General features: G+C 46.0%; 13 protein-coding genes. 3 read left to right on the top strand and 10 right to left on the bottom strand.

The features are described from left to right. Positions 1 to 169: 169 nt before the first annotated feature. The 6 genes from parC to nudF all read right to left on the bottom strand — a co-directional run bounded on the left by parC (position 170) and on the right by nudF (position 7,019). Positions 170 to 2,455 (bottom strand): DNA topoisomerase IV subunit A, encoded by a 2,286-nt coding sequence (gene parC, locus ELS82_RS10620; protein WP_134835455.1) that lies wholly within the window; start codon positions 2,453 to 2,455, stop codon positions 170 to 172. Between the two features lie 3 nt (positions 2,456 to 2,458). Beyond that, positions 2,459 to 4,339: a DNA topoisomerase IV subunit B gene (gene parE, locus ELS82_RS10615; RefSeq protein WP_134835454.1), complete on the bottom strand. Its 1,881-nt coding sequence runs from the start codon at positions 4,337 to 4,339 to the stop codon at positions 2,459 to 2,461. A gap of 211 nt (positions 4,340 to 4,550) precedes the next feature. Beyond that, a complete protein-coding gene (yqiA, locus tag ELS82_RS10610) occupies positions 4,551 to 5,132 on the bottom strand; it encodes an esterase YqiA (RefSeq protein ID WP_134835453.1) in 582 nt (193 codons plus the stop codon). Then, positions 5,132 to 5,953, bottom strand: a complete 822-nt coding sequence (gene cpdA, locus ELS82_RS10605) for a 3',5'-cyclic-AMP phosphodiesterase (protein ID WP_134835452.1) — start codon at positions 5,951 to 5,953, stop codon at positions 5,132 to 5,134. Before cpdA ends, yqiA begins: the two co-directional genes overlap by 1 nt. 8 nt (positions 5,954 to 5,961) lie before the next feature. Next, positions 5,962 to 6,402, bottom strand: coding sequence for a DUF1249 family protein (locus tag ELS82_RS10600; RefSeq protein ID WP_134835451.1), 441 nt, complete (start codon positions 6,400 to 6,402; stop codon positions 5,962 to 5,964). Further along, positions 6,390 to 7,019: an ADP-ribose diphosphatase gene (gene nudF / locus ELS82_RS10595; RefSeq protein WP_134835450.1), complete on the bottom strand. Its 630-nt coding sequence runs from the start codon at positions 7,017 to 7,019 to the stop codon at positions 6,390 to 6,392. The genes ELS82_RS10600 and nudF overlap by 13 nt, the downstream gene beginning before the upstream one ends. 232 nt (positions 7,020 to 7,251) lie before the next feature. Here nudF and tolC point away from each other — a divergent pair, with 232 nt between their 5' ends. Beyond that, complete coding sequence (gene tolC, locus ELS82_RS10590) at positions 7,252 to 8,556, top strand: outer membrane channel protein TolC (RefSeq protein WP_134835449.1); 1,305 nt, start codon at positions 7,252 to 7,254, stop codon at positions 8,554 to 8,556. A gap of 85 nt (positions 8,557 to 8,641) precedes the next feature. On the opposite strand, the gene ELS82_RS10585 is transcribed toward tolC, so the two are convergent. From ELS82_RS10585 to mnmL, 4 genes are all read right to left on the bottom strand, one after another. Further along, positions 8,642 to 9,088 (bottom strand): hypothetical protein, encoded by a 447-nt coding sequence (locus tag ELS82_RS10585; RefSeq protein WP_134835448.1) that lies wholly within the window; start codon positions 9,086 to 9,088, stop codon positions 8,642 to 8,644. A gap of 1 nt (position 9,089) precedes the next feature. Next, complete coding sequence (gene arcB, locus ELS82_RS10580; RefSeq protein WP_134835447.1) at positions 9,090 to 11,441, bottom strand: aerobic respiration two-component sensor histidine kinase ArcB; 2,352 nt, start codon at positions 11,439 to 11,441, stop codon at positions 9,090 to 9,092. Between the two features lie 82 nt (positions 11,442 to 11,523). Then, positions 11,524 to 13,272, bottom strand: coding sequence for a diguanylate cyclase domain-containing protein (locus ELS82_RS10575; protein WP_134835446.1), 1,749 nt, complete (start codon positions 13,270 to 13,272; stop codon positions 11,524 to 11,526). Positions 13,273 to 13,336: 64 nt separating this feature from the next. Next, positions 13,337 to 14,281 carry a tRNA modification radical SAM protein MnmL/YtqA gene (gene mnmL, locus ELS82_RS10570; protein ID WP_134835445.1) on the bottom strand — a complete coding sequence of 315 codons (945 nt, stop codon included), beginning with the start codon at positions 14,279 to 14,281 and terminating at the stop codon, positions 13,337 to 13,339. A gap of 534 nt (positions 14,282 to 14,815) precedes the next feature. Between mnmL and gltB the strand changes: the two genes are divergently transcribed. After that, a complete protein-coding gene (gene gltB, locus ELS82_RS10565) occupies positions 14,816 to 19,363 on the top strand; it encodes a glutamate synthase large subunit (protein WP_134835444.1) in 4,548 nt (1,515 codons plus the stop codon). Continuing rightward, positions 19,363 to 20,832, top strand: a complete 1,470-nt coding sequence (locus tag ELS82_RS10560; protein ID WP_134835443.1) for a glutamate synthase subunit beta — start codon at positions 19,363 to 19,365, stop codon at positions 20,830 to 20,832. Before gltB ends, ELS82_RS10560 begins: the two co-directional genes overlap by 1 nt. The last annotated feature ends 376 nt before the right edge of the window (positions 20,833 to 21,208 follow it).

Raw genomic sequence — 21,208 nt, 5'->3', positions numbered from 1 at the left:
CGACAGACTCATAGTCTGTAGCATCTTCAATCGTTTCATGAGCCAGTACTAATTCTTGAGCCAACATAAAAAATCCCCACTAACTTTGTTAGTGGGGATTATCATACGACCCGAAGATCATTCAAGTCTCTAAACCGATCGGCATTAATGCCTTGGCATGGGGTTTTTGTTAGGATTCTTGAGACTCTTCTGAATCTGAGCTTTCACCCGCTGACTCTATCTCTATGCGCGTCACTCGCTGCAAGCCCCTTGGCAACAGACCGCCGCGACGACCACGTTCACCACGGAAGTTCTCTAGATCGGACGCTTTAAGTCCCAACTTACGCTTACCAGCATACAAGGTCACCGAACTACCCTGTGGCAAAGAGATTAAGTGAGAGACATACTCTTCACGCTCTTTCGCCTTCGCAGCTGGAATGTTGATGATCTTATTACCCTTACCTTTACCTAGCTGTGGCAGATCCTTAATTGGGAACAGCAGCATTCGGCCTTGGTTAGTAATCGTTAGGATTTCATCTGTATCTAAGTTACTAATGGTTTGCGGAGAAATGACTTCAGAATTAGCAGGCAGTGTCACCAATGCCTTACCACTCTTGTTCTTAGACAGTAAGTCACTGCCCTTACACACAAAGCCATAACCAGCATCAGAACCGATCAACCATAGCTGCTCTTCTTCACCCATCACAACATGGCGAATACTGGTGCCTGCATTGATGTTAAGACGACCCGTAATTGGTTCACCTTGGCTACGTGCAGATGGCAGAGAATGAGATTCTAGCGAGTAGCTTCGGCCATCATTACCAAGGAATACCGCTTGCTGGCTACTCTTACCGCGCGCATGAGCAAGGTAGTTGTCACCAGACTTGTAGTTTAACCCTTCAGCATCAACATCATGCCCTTTCGCGTGACGAATCCAGCCTTTCTCTGATAGAACAACGGTAATTGGTTCACTTGGCACTAGATCGCGTTCAGTCAGTGCCTTCGCTTCAGCACGCTCAATCAGAGGAGAACGACGATCATCACCATACTTATCAGCGTCAGCTTGAATCTCTTTCTTCAGTAAGGTATTCATGCGACGCTCAGAGCCAAGTAACTTCTCTAGCTTCTCACGCTCTTTTTCAAGCTCATCTTGCTCGCCACGGATCTTCATCTCTTCTAGCTTGGCTAGGTGACGAAGTTTGGTATCTAGAATCGCATCCGCTTGAATTTCGGTAATGCCAAAGCGTGCCATCAGCACCGCTTTAGGATCATCTTCAGTACGGATGATCTCGATCACTTCATCAAGGTTTAGATACGCAATCAACAAACCTTCAAGGATGTGCAAACGCGCCATCACTTTATCAAGACGGTACTGTAAACGACGACGAACGGTAGTGCGACGGAACTCAATCCACTCAGAAAGAATCTGTACCAGACCTTTCACCTGTGGGCGATTGTCGAGACCAATCATGTTCAGGTTTACACGGAAATTTTTCTCTAAATCCGTTGACGCAAACAGGTGGTTCATCAACTGATCACAGTCGATTCGGTTTGAACGAGGCACAACAACAATACGCGTTGGGTTCTCGTGATCCGACTCATCACGCAGATCATCCACCATTGGCAGCTTTTTCGCGCGCATTTGGTTAGCGATCTGCTCTAGCAATTTCGCGCCCGACACTTGGTGTGGCAAAGCAGTGATAACAATATCAGAACCTTCTTTATGCCAGACCGCACGCATCTTGATACTGCCGCGACCAGTGCGGTAGATCTTCTCAAGATCCGCTTTAGGTGAAATGATCTCTGCTTCGGTCGGGTAATCAGGACCTTGGACAAAGTTCATCACATCCGGCAGTTCTGCTTTAGGATGATCGATCAAGTGAATCGCAGCATCGGCCACTTCACGCACGTTGTGAGGTGGAATATCAGTAGCCATACCTACGGCGATACCGGTCACACCATTCAGTAGAATGTGCGGTAGGCGCGCAGGTAACATTTGCGGCTCTTTCATTGTGCCGTCAAAGTTAGGCTGCCACTCGACCGTACCTTGGCCAAGTTCACCTAGCAGTACTTCAGCAAACTTAGACAGTTTCGCTTCGGTATAACGCATCGCGGCAAAAGATTTAGGATCGTCTGGCGCACCCCAGTTACCTTGACCGTCTACTAATGGGTAACGGTAAGAGAATGGTTGTGCCATTAATACCATCGCTTCATAACACGCTGAGTCGCCGTGTGGATGGTATTTACCTAACACGTCACCAACGGTACGTGCTGATTTCTTGTATTTTGCTGCTGCCGAGAGACCAAGCTCCGACATTGCGTAAATAATACGTCGTTGAACCGGCTTCAAACCATCGCCAATGTATGGCAACGCGCGGTCCATAATTACGTACATCGAGTAATTCAGATAAGCGTCTTCAGTGAACTTGCGCATCGGCAACTGTTCAACGCCATCGTATGTAATCTCACTAGACATTCATTAAACCTCTGCCATATCACCGTTAGATTGCAGCCAGTGACGGCGGTCATCCGCACGCTTCTTACCTAGCAACATATCCATCATTTCCATGGTCTGCTCATTGTCATCAATGGTTAATTGAACCAGACGGCGAGTATTTGGATCCATGGTTGTTTCACGCAGCTGAAGTGGGTTCATCTCACCCAGACCTTTGAATCGCTGCACGTTGATTTTGGCTTTTTTCTTCGATAGGCGCTCTAAGATGCCCTCTTTCTCATCATCATCTAGGGCATAGAACACTTCTTTGCCGCAGTCGATACGGTACAGAGGAGGCATCGCAACATAGATATGACCCGCTTCCACTAGCGCGCGGAAGTGACGAGTAAACAGAGCACATAATAGCGTCGCGATGTGTAGACCATCCGAGTCCGCATCGGCAAGGATACAGACTTTGCCGTAACGTAAGCCATCGAGATTATCGTTATCAGGGTCGATGCCCAGCGCCACCGAAATGTCATGCACTTCTTGAGAAGCGAGTACCTGGTCTGCAGAGACTTCCCATGTGTTCAAGATCTTACCACGCAGTGGCATCACAGCTTGGAACTCACGATCACGGGCTTGTTTCGCTGAGCCGCCTGCCGAGTCACCCTCGACAAAGAAGATTTCAGTGCGATTTAAATCTTGCACAGAACAGTCTGTCAGCTTGCCTGGCAGTGCAGGGCCTGATGCCACCTTCTTACGCACAACTTTCTTGCTTGCGCGCATACGGCGGTGAGCATTAGCAATACACACTTCTGCCAGTTGTTCAGCAAGTTGCGGTTTTTCGTTTAACCACAAGCTGAAGGCATCTTTTACGACGCCAGAAACAAACGCTGCTGTTTGACGCGATGAGAGACGCTCTTTAGTTTGACCGGCAAACTGAGGATCTTGCATCTTCACCGATAAAACGTAAGAACAGCGGTCAAAGATATCGTCACCAGTTAGCTTAACCCCGCGAGGAAGCAAGTTACGGAACTCACAGAACTCACGCATCGCATCAAGTAGACCTTGGCGTAGACCGTTAACGTGCGTACCACCTTGCTTGGTTGGGACCAAGTTAACGTAACTTTCTGTGATCATCTCGCCGCCTTCTGGCTGCCAGATCACCGCCCACGTTGCCATCTCAGTATCAGCGGTAAACTCACCGATATACGGTTCAACAGGGAGAACTTCATAGCCTTTAACCCCTTCAGAAAGGTAGTCTTTTAGGCCATCTTCGTAGAACCACTTATGCTCTTCGTTATTCACTTTGTCGCTGAAGGTAATCTCTAACCCAGGACAAAGAACCGCTTTCGCACGCAGGTTGTTCACCAAGCGTAACGCGGAGAATTTGTAGCTATCGAAGTATTTTGCGTCTGGCCAGAAATGTACCGAAGTACCGGTATTGCGGTGACCACAAGTGCCAGTCACAGTAAGTTCAGTGACTGCGTTACCGCCTTCAAAAGCAATTTCATGAATTTCACCGCCACGTCTCACCGTCACTTCAACGCGCTTAGAGAGCGCATTTACTACTGAGATACCAACGCCGTGTAGACCGCCAGAAAACTTATAGTTGTCGTTAGAGAACTTACCACCAGCATGTAGCTTGGTCATAATAAGTTCGACACCTGAGATACCTTTCTCAGGGTGAATATCAACCGGCATGCCTCGACCATCATCGATCACTTCTAGTGATTGGTCAGCATGGAGAATGACTTTGATCTTTTTTGCATGCCCAGCAAGTGCTTCATCGACCGAGTTATCAATAACCTCTTGTGCAAGATGGTTTGGACGCTCTGTCTCGGTATACATGCCAGGACGATGTCGTACTGGGTCAAGACCTTCAAGAACCGAAAGGTCTTTCGCATTATATTGTTCAGTCATAATACGGAATATCTTTATAAAGAATAAATGGAGTAGCTAAACAGGCAGGTAAATATATGCTCAATGATTTTTACTCATTGAGAGTGCGAACAAATTCGAATCGCTTTAAATCCTGCTTAGCACAGGAGAAACATAGTCTGGAACAGACCTAATTATGTCAAGAGAGATAAGTAAGTAACAAGTAAAATTATGACTCTTCCCTCAATGAGAGTCAGAGTTGTAAGAATTCGATGATTTGTGCAGGGTAACGTTCGAAGTCAACAAAGCTATGATCCCCCCCTTCTTCTACCGTTTGTCTAGCACCGGAAAAATGTGTCACGGCTTGGCGATAATCAAGAACTTCATCTTCCACTTGCTGCAATAGCCAAAAGTCAGACGGGGATGCAATCGATGGTGTATCTAACGCTTTGAGCTCATCAATATGCACAGCTTCGAGCAAGTACTTCTCGTTGGTATATGGGTTTTCTTGCTCACCAAGAAAGTCGACCAGTAACTCGTAAGGTTTTACCGCAGGGTTGACCACCACCGCTTTAAAGCCAAACTGAGCATTAAGCCACATTGACATATAGCCACCGAGAGAACTGCCCACCAATCCGATACGATAGTCATCTTTATATTGATTAACGATATCAAGCAGCAGTGCAGAAGCCGACTGCGGAAAGCACGGCAAACGCGGGATGACTACTTTGATATCTGGCCTTTGTGCTTCGCAGTACGCTTTCATTACGTTCGCTTTATGCGATAAAGGCGAGCTGTTAAAGCCATGGATATAAAGTAGCAATGACGGTTTCATTAGTAGCCTGCTGAATTAAAGTCGGGTTGGAAACTGCCTGGTTTTAAACGTTTCACCTCGGTAGAGACTGAGCCATCGTTGTGCAGTTCTAGCTCACGCCAGCCTGGTGATAAGCTATCGAGAGAAAAGTCATCACAGTTAGGTTTAAACTGAACGCAGGTTGATGGCGTCGACATCACTTGGACGCCTTTATGCATCACGTTCATATCTTGATGAACATGACCACACACCACCGCTTTTACGTTGTTATGCTTTTCAACCACACGCCAAAAGCTGTCAGCTTCTTTAAGTGTATGCTGATCGAGCCAACGACTGCCGACCAAGATCGGGTGATGGTGAAGCAAGACCAAAGTATTACGTTCAGGGTACTCGGCCAGCTTTTCATCGAGCAAGGTTAACTGCTGCTCAGTTAAGAAACCGTGTGGTACACCGACAACTTGAGAGTCGAGCAGCACCATTTGCCAGTGTTCGCCAAGTAACACGTGTTCAACTTGCTGAATCTGAGTAGAAGGTAGCACCGAGTTCATACTCGGCTTAAAATCATGGTTCCCCGGCAACCAGAAGCATGGCAGTTCAAGCTTTTCGATGCCTTGTTCAAAGTGCTGATAAGAGATCGCACTATGGTCTTGGGAGATATCACCAGTTGAGAGCATCGCATCAAAGCTTGCTCCACTATCAACAATTGCATCGACAACTGCATGAAAGCTGTCGAGAGTTTTGACACTTAACAAGCTACCGTCCAACGGCTCAAACAAATGAGTGTCGGTAATTTGTAGCAGCTTGATGCTGTCTTGATCTGATGAAATAGACGTAACTTTCAAAACAAACCCTAAATATTCAATGGGGTGCGACTAATACCCTGTCTTAAACAAAATGAAAGCCAATCACCTAAGAAGCGGTTGAGCTGGACCTTTTCATCTTGTTGGAGCATTTTCTCATTTGGATAATCGTATCGGGCATTCACACGTTTCAGATGGTCACAAGCGCATACTTCTGCTACGCGAGCATCGTGGTAGAGCCTGACAGACATCGTAGGTAATGGAAATACTGGAACGTCATCACTTTGACAAATATCGACCAAAGTTGTGTACTTTGTGACTTCGACCACTTGAATTTGGTAGGTCATATTGGCCGCTTGGTAGCAACGTACGTCATCGACACTCGGCTGATTAGGCAGCAAAGCATTCAATTTGGCGTAGTTTGTTTCATATGTCCGCATCAAATCAGATAAATCAACATGATACGGTTTCTTAATTGCTACTTGTTCCATTCTTCTTTCAAACGTTGATGATTGAGCTCTAGCCACTGCAAAGCAATGATAGAGGCGCCATTTTCAAATTTCCCATCGATAAACCACTGGTAAGCTTGTTGACGAGACATAACGTGAACACGAATATCCTCCCCTTCATAGTCTAAACCATGAACGCCATACGCTGTGCTCGCATCGACTTGGCCAACAAACACATCCAGCATCTCAGAACAGCCGCCTGAAGAAGGGTAGTAAGAGGTCACTTTTTCCAATAACCCGACTTCAATTCCTGCTTCTTCAACTGCTTCGCGGCGCACGACGTCTTCCGCAACTTCACCTTGGTCAATCATCCCGGCGACAATCTCAAGCTGCCAAGGGCTTTGGTGTTCCATTGCTCCGACGCGAATTTGTTCAATAATCACGACCTGATCACGAATAGGGTCATAAGGAAGCATTGCAGCAGCATGACCACGTTCAAACATTTCGCGCTCGATCGGCTCACTCCAGCCACCTTCAAACAATCTATGTTTGAAGCGATATTTAACCATTCTAAAAAAGCCCTGAAACAGTGTTTCTTTTGAGATTATTTCCACATCTTGGCGAGTAAACTGTTCATCTTGATTGTCAGACTGTTGCATTTGGCACCTCTCTGAGTGAATCTTATAGTTTACTCAGACAAAAGCTTAACTTCCAAGGGCATGGCTCAACTTTTTATACAATTTTTATAGATTCAGTTAAATTGATGAATTAAATTTATTGTACAAGTGGACAGTTAAGTGTAAAACTTTGCAAAGTATAGAGTGATTTCCCATCAATTGAGTTAAACTCCCGATGAGACACCTTTTTCATATTTTGGCAGGAATAGGACTAATGAAGAAACTGCTTCCACTATTTATCAGTGCAGCACTAGGCGGACTAAGCACTAACGCTTTCGCTGACACACTGGCAGACATTTATAATCAAGCGAAAGAAAACGACCCTACGCTACTTAGCGCAGCTGCTCAGCGTGATGCCGCATTTGAGTCAGTGACTTCTAGTCGTTCATCTTTGCTACCGCAGATTAACTTAACTGCGGGTTACAACATCAACCGAAGTGATGTTGATCAAAGAGAAAGTGATAAGCTCACAGCAGGAATTAACTTCTCTCAAGAACTTTACCAACGTTCAAGCTGGCTGACTTTGGATATCTCTGAAAAGAGTGCTCGCCAAGCAGACGCTTCTTACGCTGCAAACCAACAAGCATTGATTCTACGAGTTTCAACGGCATACTTCGATGTACTGCGTGCTCAAGACAACCTTGAATTTGTTCAAGCAGAAAAAGCGGCAGTTGGCCGTCAGCTAGAACAAACTAAGCAACGTTTTGAAGTGGGTCTATCGGCAATCACCGACGTACATGATGCGCAAGCACAATACGATGCAGTACTCGCTGATGAAGTATTAGCGCAAAATGACCTAGTGAACAGCTATGAAGGTCTACGTGAGATTACTGGTCAAGAACACTCGAACTTAGATGTGCTTGATACTAAACGTTTCTCTGCAAGCAAAACTTCGACAGCAATCGACGCGCTAGTCGATGAAGCTCAGCAGAAAAACCTAAGCCTACTGTCTGCGCGTATCGCTCAAGACGTAGCGAAAGATAACATTTCACTGGCAAGTTCAGGCCACTTACCATCTCTAACCTTAGATGGTGGCTACAACTACGGCGATGAAAGCAATGATAACGCAGGCTTTGTAGGTGACTACAACGACTTCAACGTTGGCGTGAACCTAGTGGTTCCACTATACACTGGTGGTAACATTAGCTCACAAACCAAACAAGCTGAATTCAGCTATGTTGCAGCAAGCCAAGATCTAGAAGCAACATACCGCAGTGTAGTTAAAGATGTTCGTGCATTTAATAACAACATCAACGCTTCAATCGGTGCACTACGTGCGTATGAGCAAACGGTAGTTTCAGCTCAATCAGCACTAGAAGCGACAGAAGCAGGCTTCGATGTAGGTACACGTACTATCGTTGACGTACTTGATTCGACTCGTCGCCTTTACGATGCGAACAAGAGCCTATCAAACGCGCGTTACGACTACATCCTAAGTGTCCTACAGCTACGTCAAGCAGTAGGTACACTAAGCGAGCAAGATATCCTAGATATCAACGCTGGTCTTAAGAAAAGCTAATCAGTAATTCTATTGGCTTTACGTGAAAAAGGCTGACTCCGTATGGGGTCAGCCTTTTTTAACATCGAAGATGTTTTATCAACGATCAGTAAACAGTATCAATCTGAACGTTGTTCTCAACTAGCCACTCAACTTTGTCGTTGTTATTAAGCAGCAAAGCAACGTTAACAGGTTGGTTAGGGTCGACTGGGAATTGCCAAACAAACACCACTTCCCACTGATTCGGGCTATGGGTGCGCATCTCAAGCAAATCGCCATCAATTACCCAAGTCTCATCACCTTGCTGAATCGAAATATTCTCGACATCTAACTCAGCAGGTAACGTTGAGTCTGACTCTAAATAGAGTGCGCCATGCAAGGTATTATCTTGCACTTCGCCGATGGTCGGCATTTTGTTCAACCAAAGGTTACTCTTAAGCGTTACTGTTGACTCCGCAATCACTGCTTGATTATCTTGCTCCCAGCCCACTTGCTGAGTCGCACAACCGGCCAACAAAGCGACACCGAGCGAAACTAATGCTACTTTTTTCATTTTATTTACCTGTGTTGTTATTGAGCCATTCTTTGAGTATTTGAATATCATTTTCATACTCATTCTTCATTTCTTCAACCCAATCATCGATATTTTCCCACCAAGCAGGTAAATCCGGCGATTGCGCTTTCTGGGCCACTCTTTGAATATGTTTCAAACCAATTGAACCCGCAGCACCTTTAATTTTGTGCGCTTCAGAGACAATCCCTTCTTGGTGTCTTGCGACCATATTAGAATCAAGCACTTGTAGATAGTCAGGCATCATATCTTCAAACATTTGAATACTATCTAGCACTGGTTGCGAACCAACAATACTGACGTAAGATTCAAGCATTTCTAGATCAAGTAATCGGGCGTATATCGAGCCGCCTTCAGGGACAGTTTCAGCCACCTCAGCCTGCGCTATGACCGCTTCTGTTTCACCCTGAGTAAACTTGGCTAATACATCCTGCACTGCTGTCACTGAGAGCGGCTTACTGATGGCGTCATCCATACCTCTTTCAAGATATTCTTGCTTATTCTTCAATACATTTGCCGTCAGTGCCACCAGCGGCGGAAGATCTGAGTAAGTGCGGCGGAAGTACTCGGCAATATCAAAACCGGTCATATCAGGCAATTGGATATCAAGGAACACCAAATCGTAGATTTCAGGATCAAACATCTCCATTGCTTCAGCGCCATTCATCGCGACTGACACTTCATGACCCATGCTCTCCAGTAACGAACGAGCCACAGTGATGTTGAGTTCAATATCTTCAACCATAAAGATGTTCAGTTCTTGCGATTGCAGTGAAGCCACCGATTGAGGCAATTCAACTTCAGCCAATGGCACACGAATAGTCACGGTAAAGGTACTACCAAAACCTTCTTCGCTCGAAACGGTAATATCACCATCCATCATGTTGATCAGTTGCTTAGATACCGCTAAGCCAATGCCGGTGCCCACTGCATGCAAGTTGTCTTTGCCAGATTTCACTTGGTAGTACATGGCGAAGATCTTATCCAGCTCAGCTTCTGGAATACCAATACCGCTGTCTTCGATTTCCATAATGATATGAGCATGTTCATCAATCACTTCAGAGCTGACGGTCATGACCACCCCGCCCTCTTTAGTAAACTTCATCGCATTGCTGATAAGGTTCCAAAGCACCTGACGTAAGCGTGTTGCATCAACCTCAATTCCGCTTGGCAGTTCGCTCAATCTTTCGAGATCAAAACGCAACCCCTTCTGTGACGCCATCAGCGCGGAAATGCTCTCCATCTCTGCGACAAACTCTCCAAAATTGAGCGCTGACGGGAAAAGCTCCAGTTTACGGCGGTCAAATTTATCCATATCGATGATATCGTTAAAGATATTGCCAAGCGTAATCGCACTGACGTTGATGGTTTGCATGTGGCTACGCTGCTCTTGAGTCATTTGCGTATCCAGCAGCATACGGCTTAAACCGACGATACCGTTTAACGGCGTTCGCAGTTCATGGCTAATAGTCGAGATGAAAGTGGTTTTATCGCGGCTGGCTTTTTCTAGTGACTCTTCATGGCGCTTACGCTCGGTAATGTCACGGCCAAAGCCAACTAAGCCCAGGTGGCGGCCATCTTTGCTGTAGAAAGGCACCTTACGCAGTTCAAAGTAATTGCGGCGTCCATCAGGGTACTCCAACCATTGCTCATAAGTTAATGCTTGGTTGTCTGAGAATACTTTTTGGTCGGTATCAACAATTTGCTGGGCGACTTCTTTGCTATAGACATCCCAAGGCGTTAGACCAACCAATTGGCTTTCTTTCTTACCCGTCAGCTCTTCCATCGCTCTGTTACAGCCAGAGAAGACACCTTCGGCATTGCGGTAATAGATCAAATCCGGTGAAGCATCGATAAAAGAACGCAGCAAGGCGGTACGCTCCGCGAGTTCTACCTGGGTTTTTTCGCGCTGATAGACCTCATTTTCCAAATCTTTCATCGCTTCTTCGCGCGCTTCTTCAGCCTTGATACGCTCTTCAATCTCTTGATTGAGCTTGGCAATGTTCTGCTGCAATTGGTTATTCAGTTCTTGGTCGCGCGAACGCATATCCTTGAGTTTTGAAACCAATTTAGAAAGACGCTGACGGGACTCTTCCAACTGATCGACAACCACCGAAAGAAAATAGACTGCCCAAGGGGTGATAAGTAGGCCAAAGAAGACAGAGCGGACAATATCGATATCATCCACATGACCATTGAGAACAAGCGTGATACCCACTTGAACAACGACCGCAAGCGCAACCAAAGCCAAAGCAAGTAAGATGGAGAAACGCAGAATACCCAATTTAACCAAAAGGTCGACATAATACTGGGCGAGATTTTTTATCGGTTTCATTGAAAGCTCCGCGAAAAAACGATAGATAAATTCTACCTGTTTTACCTAGCGACAGCTAAAAGAATCCTTAACGAACAAAACGTTAATTCTCTGATGTGTGATGCATACAGGTTTGGTTGCGCCCATTCGCTTTGGCCTGATAGAGCGCACTGTCTGCCAAGGCAACGATGGACTCACTATTATCAAGAGGCTGAGGAACAATAGAAACAAGACCAATACTGGCCGTGACGATGTCGGAGACTTTAGAAGTATTATGCGCCAGCGCTAACTCAGCGACACCTTGGTGGATACGCTCAGCCACTTTCTTCGCCCCTTCCGAGGTAGTGTTAGGCAAAATAAAAGCAAACTCCTCACCACCATAACGAGCAACACTGTCGCTTGAGCGAGGCAGTACCTTTTTGAACACCTCTGCTACTTTGATCAACGCTTCATCACCGCGTTGGTGGCCATAAAAATCATTGAAACCTTTGAAGTAGTCGATGTCACAAAGCATCACCGTCATTGGTTTCTGCTCGCGAATATGGATATGCCACAATGTATCGAGCTGCTCATCAAAACGGCGGCGATTGGCAATTTGTGTCAGGCTATCGATGAAACTGAGTCTTTCTAGCTCTTGGTTGGCTTCTTCAAGTTTCTGCTCCGCTAGGTATCGCTCCGATACATCACGGGCCATCACCAGCACCCCATTTGTCCCCGATGCAGGGTCTCTAAATGGAGATTTAACCACATCGTACCAAATGAACTGGCCATTACTGTTTACCACGCGGTCGATATAACGCAGGGATTTGCCTTCATGTAGGACCTTGTTATCGGTTTCGGATAAGCGGCTGTATGACTCATTAGGGATCACGTCTTGCAAACGCTTACCAATAAGATCATCCACTTCAGCAATGCCAAGCGCTTTAACAAAAGGCTGATTACACGCTTGGTAAACCATATTCTCGTTAAAGATACCAATAGAGTCAGGGCTAGATTCTAAGATGTTTTGTAAAATCGTATCACGCTGAGCCAGTGCTACCTCAGTATCCTTACGCTTTTCCATCTCATCACGCAGACTCTTTTGCATATCATGCCAATCGGTCACATCATGACTAATACCCAGCGTACCGATTTTCTCGCCATTAGCCGAGATCAGTGCGCTTTGGTAACTCTCAAGCAGACAACTTCGGCCATCCGGCGTGACGGTCCAACGTCGTTTACTGGCACGCCCCTTAATCACCCCTTCAATATCGGCAACGCCCTCATCTTCGCGATTATGCCAAAAGCGCTGGAAAGCTCGGTTACTTGAAATAATCTGACCATCTTTATCTTTAATAAAAATCAGTTCAGATAAATTGTCGAAGGCACTCTTTACTATCGATAAAGAGTTCACTTGATTCTTTAATTCTGCATCCGTTTCCTGGTGGGTAGAAAAGTAGAGCAGCCAAGCACTTCGACGGCGGAAAATTGTCTTACGCCCAACCACATCCAACTCAATTCTACGGCTTTTTGATAGCGGCCAACTGATGGTGTGAGCTGAGAAAAAGCGTCCAGTGAATGGTGATACAGACGTCAGTAAAAACTGCGGGGTAACAAGGTCAGGTAACATGAAATTATTGCCAACCCGACGAACGCCAAGTACTTGGCTCGCGACCGAGTTGGCCAGCAGCAATTCACCGCTCTTGCTATCGATAAGAAGTAAAGCATTGGGGGTGGTGACCAAAAGCTCAACTAAATGAGCTTGGTTACGAGCGTAGATCGCTGCAGTAGTAATAATTGCGAGTAAGATGATAACAAGATCAAAACCATGCCCGTGGGTCGTATCCCACAACCAAACTAATACCTGCTCCATCCCAACACTCAAACTCTATGACATACCCATTGTAAGGGTACAAAAGATATCAGCTTATTGCTTACTATTCAGCCTTTAATATTGGTTTTGTATATATAAACGCTTGATTGATTAGTGTCCCCTGAGCCCCATCACGGTTCAAAGCGCGGCCAATCTCAGTCATAGCTAACCAGCGATTTTCACACCATAATGGCGCAAGTAACGTTGGCCTTCTCGCCGCTGAGGAGACACGGTGATAAACCACCTCTGGTGGCGTCATGCGGATCATTTCACTGGCAATTGAGACATACTCGTCAAGCTCAGGTGCTTCCAGTCGCCCTGCTTTCCAAGCCTTGGCCATGGTACTGCCTTCAACAATGTGTAAGCCATGCAACTTAATACCATCGGTCCCGACCGCCACTACTTGCTCCATCGTAGCGACGTTATCTTCTCGCGTCTCTTTGGGTAAACCGACAATTAAATGTGTACAAACCTTGATCCCTAACGCGCGAGCTCGCTGGGTAATCTCGGCATAGCATTTAAAGTCATGACCACGGTTAATACGTTTCAGCGTCTGATTATTTGCAGTCTGCAGCCCTAATTCCAACCAAATCTCGTATCCCTGCTCGACATAGCCAGATAATAGATCTAGCACCGCATCAGGCACGCAATCGGGACGAGTACCGACACATAAACCAACGATGTCCGCCGCTTTTAATGCTTCCTCATACATGTTCTTCAGAACTTGAACTTCTGCATATGTGCTGGTGTAGGCTTGAAAGTAAGCGAGATATTTCTTCGCTCGATCAATCTCACCTGCGCGATCAATCAACTGATCATGAATGCTTTTTACTTGAGCCTCTTCGTCTGCAAATGACGCTACATTGCAAAACGTACAACCGCCGCGACCTATGGTGCCATCGCGATTGGGACAGCTAAAACCGCCGTGCAAAGTCAGCTTGTGGACCTTTTCTCCGTAACGACGTTGTAAGTCTTGCCCAATAGTGTTGACCAGCTCATGAAGTTGCATATTAACTCTTACCCGTAGATCGAAATGAATATCATTAAGATTAATGTAATTTAATTACAGTTTTGAAAAATAATCGAGCGTGGAATGTAACGATTTCAAACAGGCGATAAGTTAAGCAAAGTCAATAAACATGCAGAAATAACGTGCCCCAGGCCAATTGTTACGCAAAAGTTAAACATATTATTCATTTAAACGACGAAAAAAGTGGGCAACAGAGTCGAGTTTTGATTGCATTTCCGCCTAACTAAATTGTAGGATACTTACAGATTTTGCTGTTTTATGTATTTTAAATTACATAGAAAGTCGGCGAAACATCGGTGTTTTCCAACTCCTACCTATATAAATCACTAGATTGTGATACAAAAAAATGGATTACACCAAGGATTGTTTTTCTCGCAATATTTTTCCTGCGAGATACGGAATGGAATCAAAGTCACCAACCTAGGCGACTTCGAATCATAAAAATAAAGGACAGGACGTAGAACTAGTTTCGACTAGCCCAATTGCGCCTATTTGAACTGGAAGGATGTATCCATGGTAGATAGAGAGCAAAGTTCACAAGGTCTATATACTCCAGAACTGGAGCATGACGCTTGTGGTATCGGTTTTGTTGCTCACCTTAAAAACCGCAAATCGCACGAAGTAGTGACGCAAGCATTGGATATGCTTGCACGTATGGAACACCGTGGCGGTCAAGGGTGTGACCCTTGCTCTGGTGACGGTGCCGGTATCTTGCTACAAAAACCTCACGAATTTCTTTTAGAAGAAGCCGTTAAGCTTGGTATTAAGCTGCCTTCATTTGAGAAATACGGTGTAGGTGTCGTACTTTTCCCTAAAGACGAACACAAACGCGCACAATGTCGCGACATTCTAGAACGTAATGCTAAACGCCTTGAACTAGACGTGATTGGTTACCGTGTTCTACCAACTGACAACTCAATGATTGGTGCTGACCCACTAAGCACTGAGCCTCAGTTTGAGCATGTGTTTATCTCTGGTGGTCCTAGTATCACTCCTGAAGAGTTAGAACGTAAACTATACGTACTACGTAACTACACTGTACGCGTATGTTTAGAAAGCGTGTCGAACATTGGTGACGACTTCTACATCAACTCAATGTCTTACAAGACCGTGGTGTACAAAGGTCAGCTAACCACAGAGCAAGTACCTCAGTACTTCTTAGATTTACAGAATCCAACGATGGTGAGTGCACTAGCACTGGTTCACTCTCGTTTTTCTACCAATACATTCCCACGCTGGCGTCTTGCTCAGCCTTTCCGTTACATTGCTCACAATGGTGAAATCAACACAGTTCGCGGTAACCTGAACTGGATGAAAGCCCGTGAAGCAATCATCGAATCTGACTTGTTTACTCAAGCAGAGATCGACATGCTACTGCCTATCTGTCAGGAAGGCAGCTCAGATTCATCAAACTTCGATATGGCGCTAGAGCTCCTAGTTCTATCTGGTCGTAGCCTGCCACATGCGCTAATGATGATGATCCCTGAAGCATGGCAAGAAAACAAAAACATGGATCCAACTCGCCGCGCGTTCTACCAATACCACGCGAATGTTATGGAACCATGGGATGGCCCAGCATCGGTGTGTTTCACTGACGGTGTTCAAGTAGGTGCAACCCTTGACCGTAACGGTCTACGCCCTTCTCGCTACACAGTGACTAAAGATGACTTCCTAGTGATGGCTTCTGAGTCTGGCGTTGTTGAGATTGAACCAGAGAACGTAGAGTTCCGCGGTCGTCTACAACCAGGTCGTATCTTCGTTGCTGACCTAGAGCAAGGTCGCATCATTTCTGACGAAGAAGTGAAAGATGACATTGCATCAGCGCAACCATACGAAAAGTGGGTTGAAGAGAACCTTCTGAGCCTGAAGAAACTGCCAGATGCGAGCAACGAATTCAGCCAGCCTTCACCTGAGAAGCTACTGCACAAGCAGCAAGCGTTCGGTGTTAGCTCTGAAGAAGTGAACGAAATCATCGTACCTATGGCGAAAGATGGCAAAGAGCCGCTTTCTGCAATGGGTGCCGACTGGCCACTAGCGATTCTTTCGCACCAGTCACAACATCTATCAAACTACTTTAAACAGCTATTTGCTCAGGTAACCAACCCGCCAATCGACCCGATTCGTGAGCGTATGGTTATGTCTCTGAACACTTACCTAGGTAAAGATCAGAACCTGCTTGCTGAGTCTCCAGAACACTGCCAGAAAGTAGAGCTTGAGTCGCCAGTTCTGTCTAACTCAGAGCTAGAGAAGCTACGTGCTATCGATAACGAGCACCTTCAAGCGAAGACACTAGACATCGTGTTCCAAGCAAGTGAAGACGAAGGCAAATTAGAGCGAGCGCTGAAGCGTATCTGTCAGTATGCCGAAGACGCAGTAATCGATGGTTACTCAATCATCCTACTGACTGACCGTGCTGTTAACTCTAACCATGCCGCGATTCCAGCAATGCTGGCGGTTGGCGCAGTTCACCACCACCTAATCCGTAAAGGTTTACGTGCGAAGTGTGACATTGTGGTAGAGACCGGTGATGCGCGTGAGACGCACCACTTCGCAACACTAATCGGTTACGGCGCAAACGCAGTCAACCCATACCTAGTTATCGAAACTATGGTTGAACTGCAACGCACCAAGAAGCTTGATCCTGAAACCAATATTCGTGAGCTATTTGAGAACTACCGTCAATCTATCAACGGCGGCCTACTGAAGATCTTCTCGAAGATGGGTATCTCTACGCTGCAGTCTTACCACGGTGCACAGATCTTTGAAGCGCTGGGTATCAGCAAGTCTGTTGTTGATAAATACTTCACGGGTACCGTTTCACGTATCCAAGGTCTCACGATTGATGACATCGCTAAGGAAGTCCTAGTACGTCACCGTATCGGTTACCCAACTCGTGAAATCCCAGTACAAGTTCTTGATGTGGGTGGTGTTTACCAGTGGAAACAGCGTGGTGAAAAGCACCTGTTTAACCCTGAAACTATCTCACTACTGCAAGAGTCAACTCGTAACAAAGACTACGCTCAGTTTAAGAAATACGCGAAAGCGGTGGATGACCAAGGCGATAACGCAGCAACGCTACGTAGCCAACTCGACTTTGTTAAGAACCCAGCAGGTTCGATCCCGCTAGAAGAAGTAGAGCCAATCGAAAACATCCTTAAGCGTTTCGCGACAGGTGCAATGTCATTCGGTTCTATCTCTTACGAAGCGCACTCAACACTGGCTGTTGCGATGAACCGTATTGGCGCGAAATCTAACTCTGGTGAAGGTGGTGAAGACCCAACGCGTTTCGAACGTAAAGAAAACGGTGATTGGGAACGCTCTGCAATCAAACAGGTTGCATCAGGTCGCTTTGGTGTAACGTCTTACTACCTAACTAACGCTGATGAACTACAGATCAAGATGGCTCAAGGTGCGAAACCAGGTGAAGGTGGTCAGCTACCAGGTGATAAGGTTGATGACTGGATCGGTGCAACGCGTCACTCGACTCCAGGCGTAGGTCTAATCTCGCCACCGCCACACCACGATATCTACTCGATCGAAGATTTGGCTCAGCTAATCTACGACTTGAAAAACGCTAACCGCGCTGGCCGTGTCAACGTGAAGCTAGTATCGGAAGCGGGCGTTGGTACGATCGCCTCTGGTGTAGCGAAAGCGAAAGCTGACGTTGTTCTTATTGCAGGTTTTGATGGTGGTACAGGTGCATCCCCGATGTCATCTATCCGTCACACAGGTCTACCTTGGGAACTGGGTCTAGCGGAAACGCACCAAACGCTTCTAAAGAACGGCCTACGTAACCGTATTGTGGTTCAGTCTGATGGTCAGATGAAAACCCCTCGCGACCTAGCAGTAGCAACCCTACTTGGCGCTGAAGAATGGGGCGTGGCAACGGCCGCATTGGTTGTTGAAGGCTGTATCATGATGCGTAAGTGTCATAAGAACACCTGTCCAGTTGGTATCGCAACGCAGAACAAGACACTACGTGAGCGCTTCGATGGCCGCGTAGAAGATGTCGTAACCTTCTTCCAGTACATGGCTGAAGGCCTACGTGAAGTGATGGCTGAGCTTGGCTACCGCACTATCGAAGAGATGGTTGGTCAATCACACAAACTGAAAGTTCGTGATGATATCGGCCACTGGAAGTACAAGAACTTAGATCTAACGCCTGTTCTACATATTGAGCAAGCGCGTGAAGACGATGGCGTTTATAACCAAACGCAGCAAAACCACAACCTAGAAGACGTTCTCGACCGTAAGTTGATTCAAGCGGCTATTCCTGCGCTTGAGAAAGGTGAAGCAGTCAACGCTGAATTCCCTATCATCAACACGGACCGCTCTGTGGGTACCATGCTGTCAAACGAAATCTCTAAGGTTTACAAAGACGCAGGCCTACCTCAGCCAATGAACGTTAAGTTCAACGGCAGTGCGGGTCAGTCATTCGGTGCTTTCCTTGCTAAGGGCGTGAAGTTCGAAGTGGAAGGTGATGCAAATGACTACTGGGGTAAAGGTCTATCTGGCGGTACGCTAGTGCTTTACCCAGACGCGAAATCAACCATTGTCGCTGAAGACAACATCGTCGTTGGTAACGTATGTTTCTACGGTGCAACTTCAGGTGAGTCTTACATTCGCGGTATGGCTGGTGAACGTTTCTGTGTTCGTAACTCAGGTGCGAAAGTCGTTGTTGAAGGCGTCGGTGACCATGGTTGTGAATACATGACTGGTGGTGTTGCAGTAATCCTTGGCTCAACAGGTCGCAACTTTGCGGCAGGTATGAGTGGCGGTGTAGCTTACGTTTGGGACAAGTCTGGTGACTTTGAAACTAAGCTCAACCCAGAGCTGGTTGACCTAGACCCAATCGAAGCAGAAGATCGCGAACTACTGAAAGAGATGCTAACCAAGCAAGTTCAATTCACAGGAAGTGAAGTTGCTCAGTCTTTCCTTGATAACTTTGAAGCAAGCCTAGCCTCTATGGTTAAGGTAATGCCGCGTGACTACAAAGCGGTACTTCTAAAGCGTAAGGCTGAAGCAGAGCAAGCACAAACGGAACAAGTGGAGGCAGTATAATGGGTAAGCCTACTGGATTTTTAGAACATGGTCGCGAGCTTCCTCAGAAGATCGATCCATCAGTTCGTATTGAAAACAACAAAGAATTCGTTCTTAACGAAGAGTTTGGTGACAAGATCAATACTCAGGCTTCTCGTTGTATGGACTGTGGTGTTCCTTTCTGTCACAACGGTTGTCCGATTGGTAACATCATCCCTGAGTTCAACGACGCGGTTTACCGTGATAGCTGGGAAGAAGCGTGGAACATCCTAAGTTCAACCAACAACTTCCCTGAGTTCACGGGTCGAGTATGTCCTGCTCCATGTGAAAGTGCTTGTGTATTAGGTATCAACCAAGACCCAATCACTATCTGTAATATCGAAAAAACCATTGTAGAAACTGCGTACCGTGAAGGGTACGCAAAACCTAAAACGCCTCGCTCACGCACAGGTAAAACCATCGCTATTATCGGTTCAGGCCCAGCGGGCCTTGCCGCAGCTGAACAGCTGAACAGTGCTGGTCATTCGGTGACAGTATTTGAGCGTGATGAAAAAGTCGGTGGTCTACTGCGTTTCGGCATTCCAGATTTCAAACTAGGCATGGATGTGATTGATCGCAAGGTCAATCTTATGGCTGAAGCTGGTGTTGAGTTCAAAGTGAACCAACACATTGGTGTTGATGTGAATGCGCAGCAACTACGTCAAGAATTTGATGTGGTACTACTGACTGGTGGCTCAACGGTTCCTCGTGACCTTCCAGTACCAGGACGTCAACTTAAAGGTGTTCACTTTGCGATGGAATTCCTAGGCCAAAACAACCGCCGTGCAAACGGCATGGACCTGAAAACTGAAGAAATTCACGCAAAAGGTAAGCATGTTGTGGTTATCGGCGGTGGTGATACCGGCTCTGACTGTGTTGGTACGTCTAATCGTCATAAAGCAGCAAGCGTCACTCAAGTTGAAATCATGCCGATTCCACCAGAAAAGCGCCCAGCGAATATGCCTTGGCCTCAGTACCCAATGATTCTTCGCACATCCACTTCACATGAAGAAGGTGTCGATCGTCATTGGAACATTCTGACTAAAGAGTTTGTCGGTAATGATAAAGGCGAAGTAACCGGTCTACGTCTTGCTGACATCGTATGGCAAGATGCAAAACCAGGTGAGCGTCCAAGCTTCAAAGAAGTAGAAGGTAGCGAACGTGTTATCCCGTGTGATATGGCATTCCTAGCGATGGGCTTTTTACACCCAGAACCAACGGGCGTACTTGCTCAGCTAGATATCAAGCTTGATGAGCGCGGTAACGTCGCTACTGAAGGTTTTGCGACTAACCAAAAAGGTGTCTTTGCCGCAGGTGATATGCGTACTGGCCAGTCTTTGGTTGTACGTTGTATCAACGAAGGCCGTGAATGTGCTATCGCCGTTGATGATTACCTAATGGGTAATTCAAACCTAGAAGCAAAAGCAGACTCATTGATGCTATCTGCATAATCTCTAGCCACCCGAGCTACTTCCTTAGTAGATTCTGGGTGGTAAAGATTAAATGAACAATCCTTCCAAACTTTATGATTTGACCAGTACATTGTGCTGGTCTTTTTTATTTCCCCGAAACAGATAATGTTGCAAAATTGTAACATTAGAAACCTTAAGCTTCTGAATTATATAGACTATTACAGCGTATTAAGTGGTAAATCGCACATTAGCATGATTTTCCACCAAGAACTTGACCTTTTTCATAATAACCTATACGTTGTGAAGTCGATGAAAATTATTTCCTCAATATTTGTTAATAGTTCTAACGGAATTTAGTGCATATTTATACAAATAATAACAATTAGAACGAATAGTTAGTCATATATACCAACCC

The sequence above is a fragment of the Vibrio ouci genome (assembly GCF_004551525.1).
Taxonomy (GTDB): Bacteria; Pseudomonadota; Gammaproteobacteria; order Enterobacterales; family Vibrionaceae; genus Vibrio; species Vibrio ouci.
The sequence above is the reverse complement of the archived record's forward strand: the minus strand, read 5'-3'. Positions and strand labels throughout refer to the sequence as shown.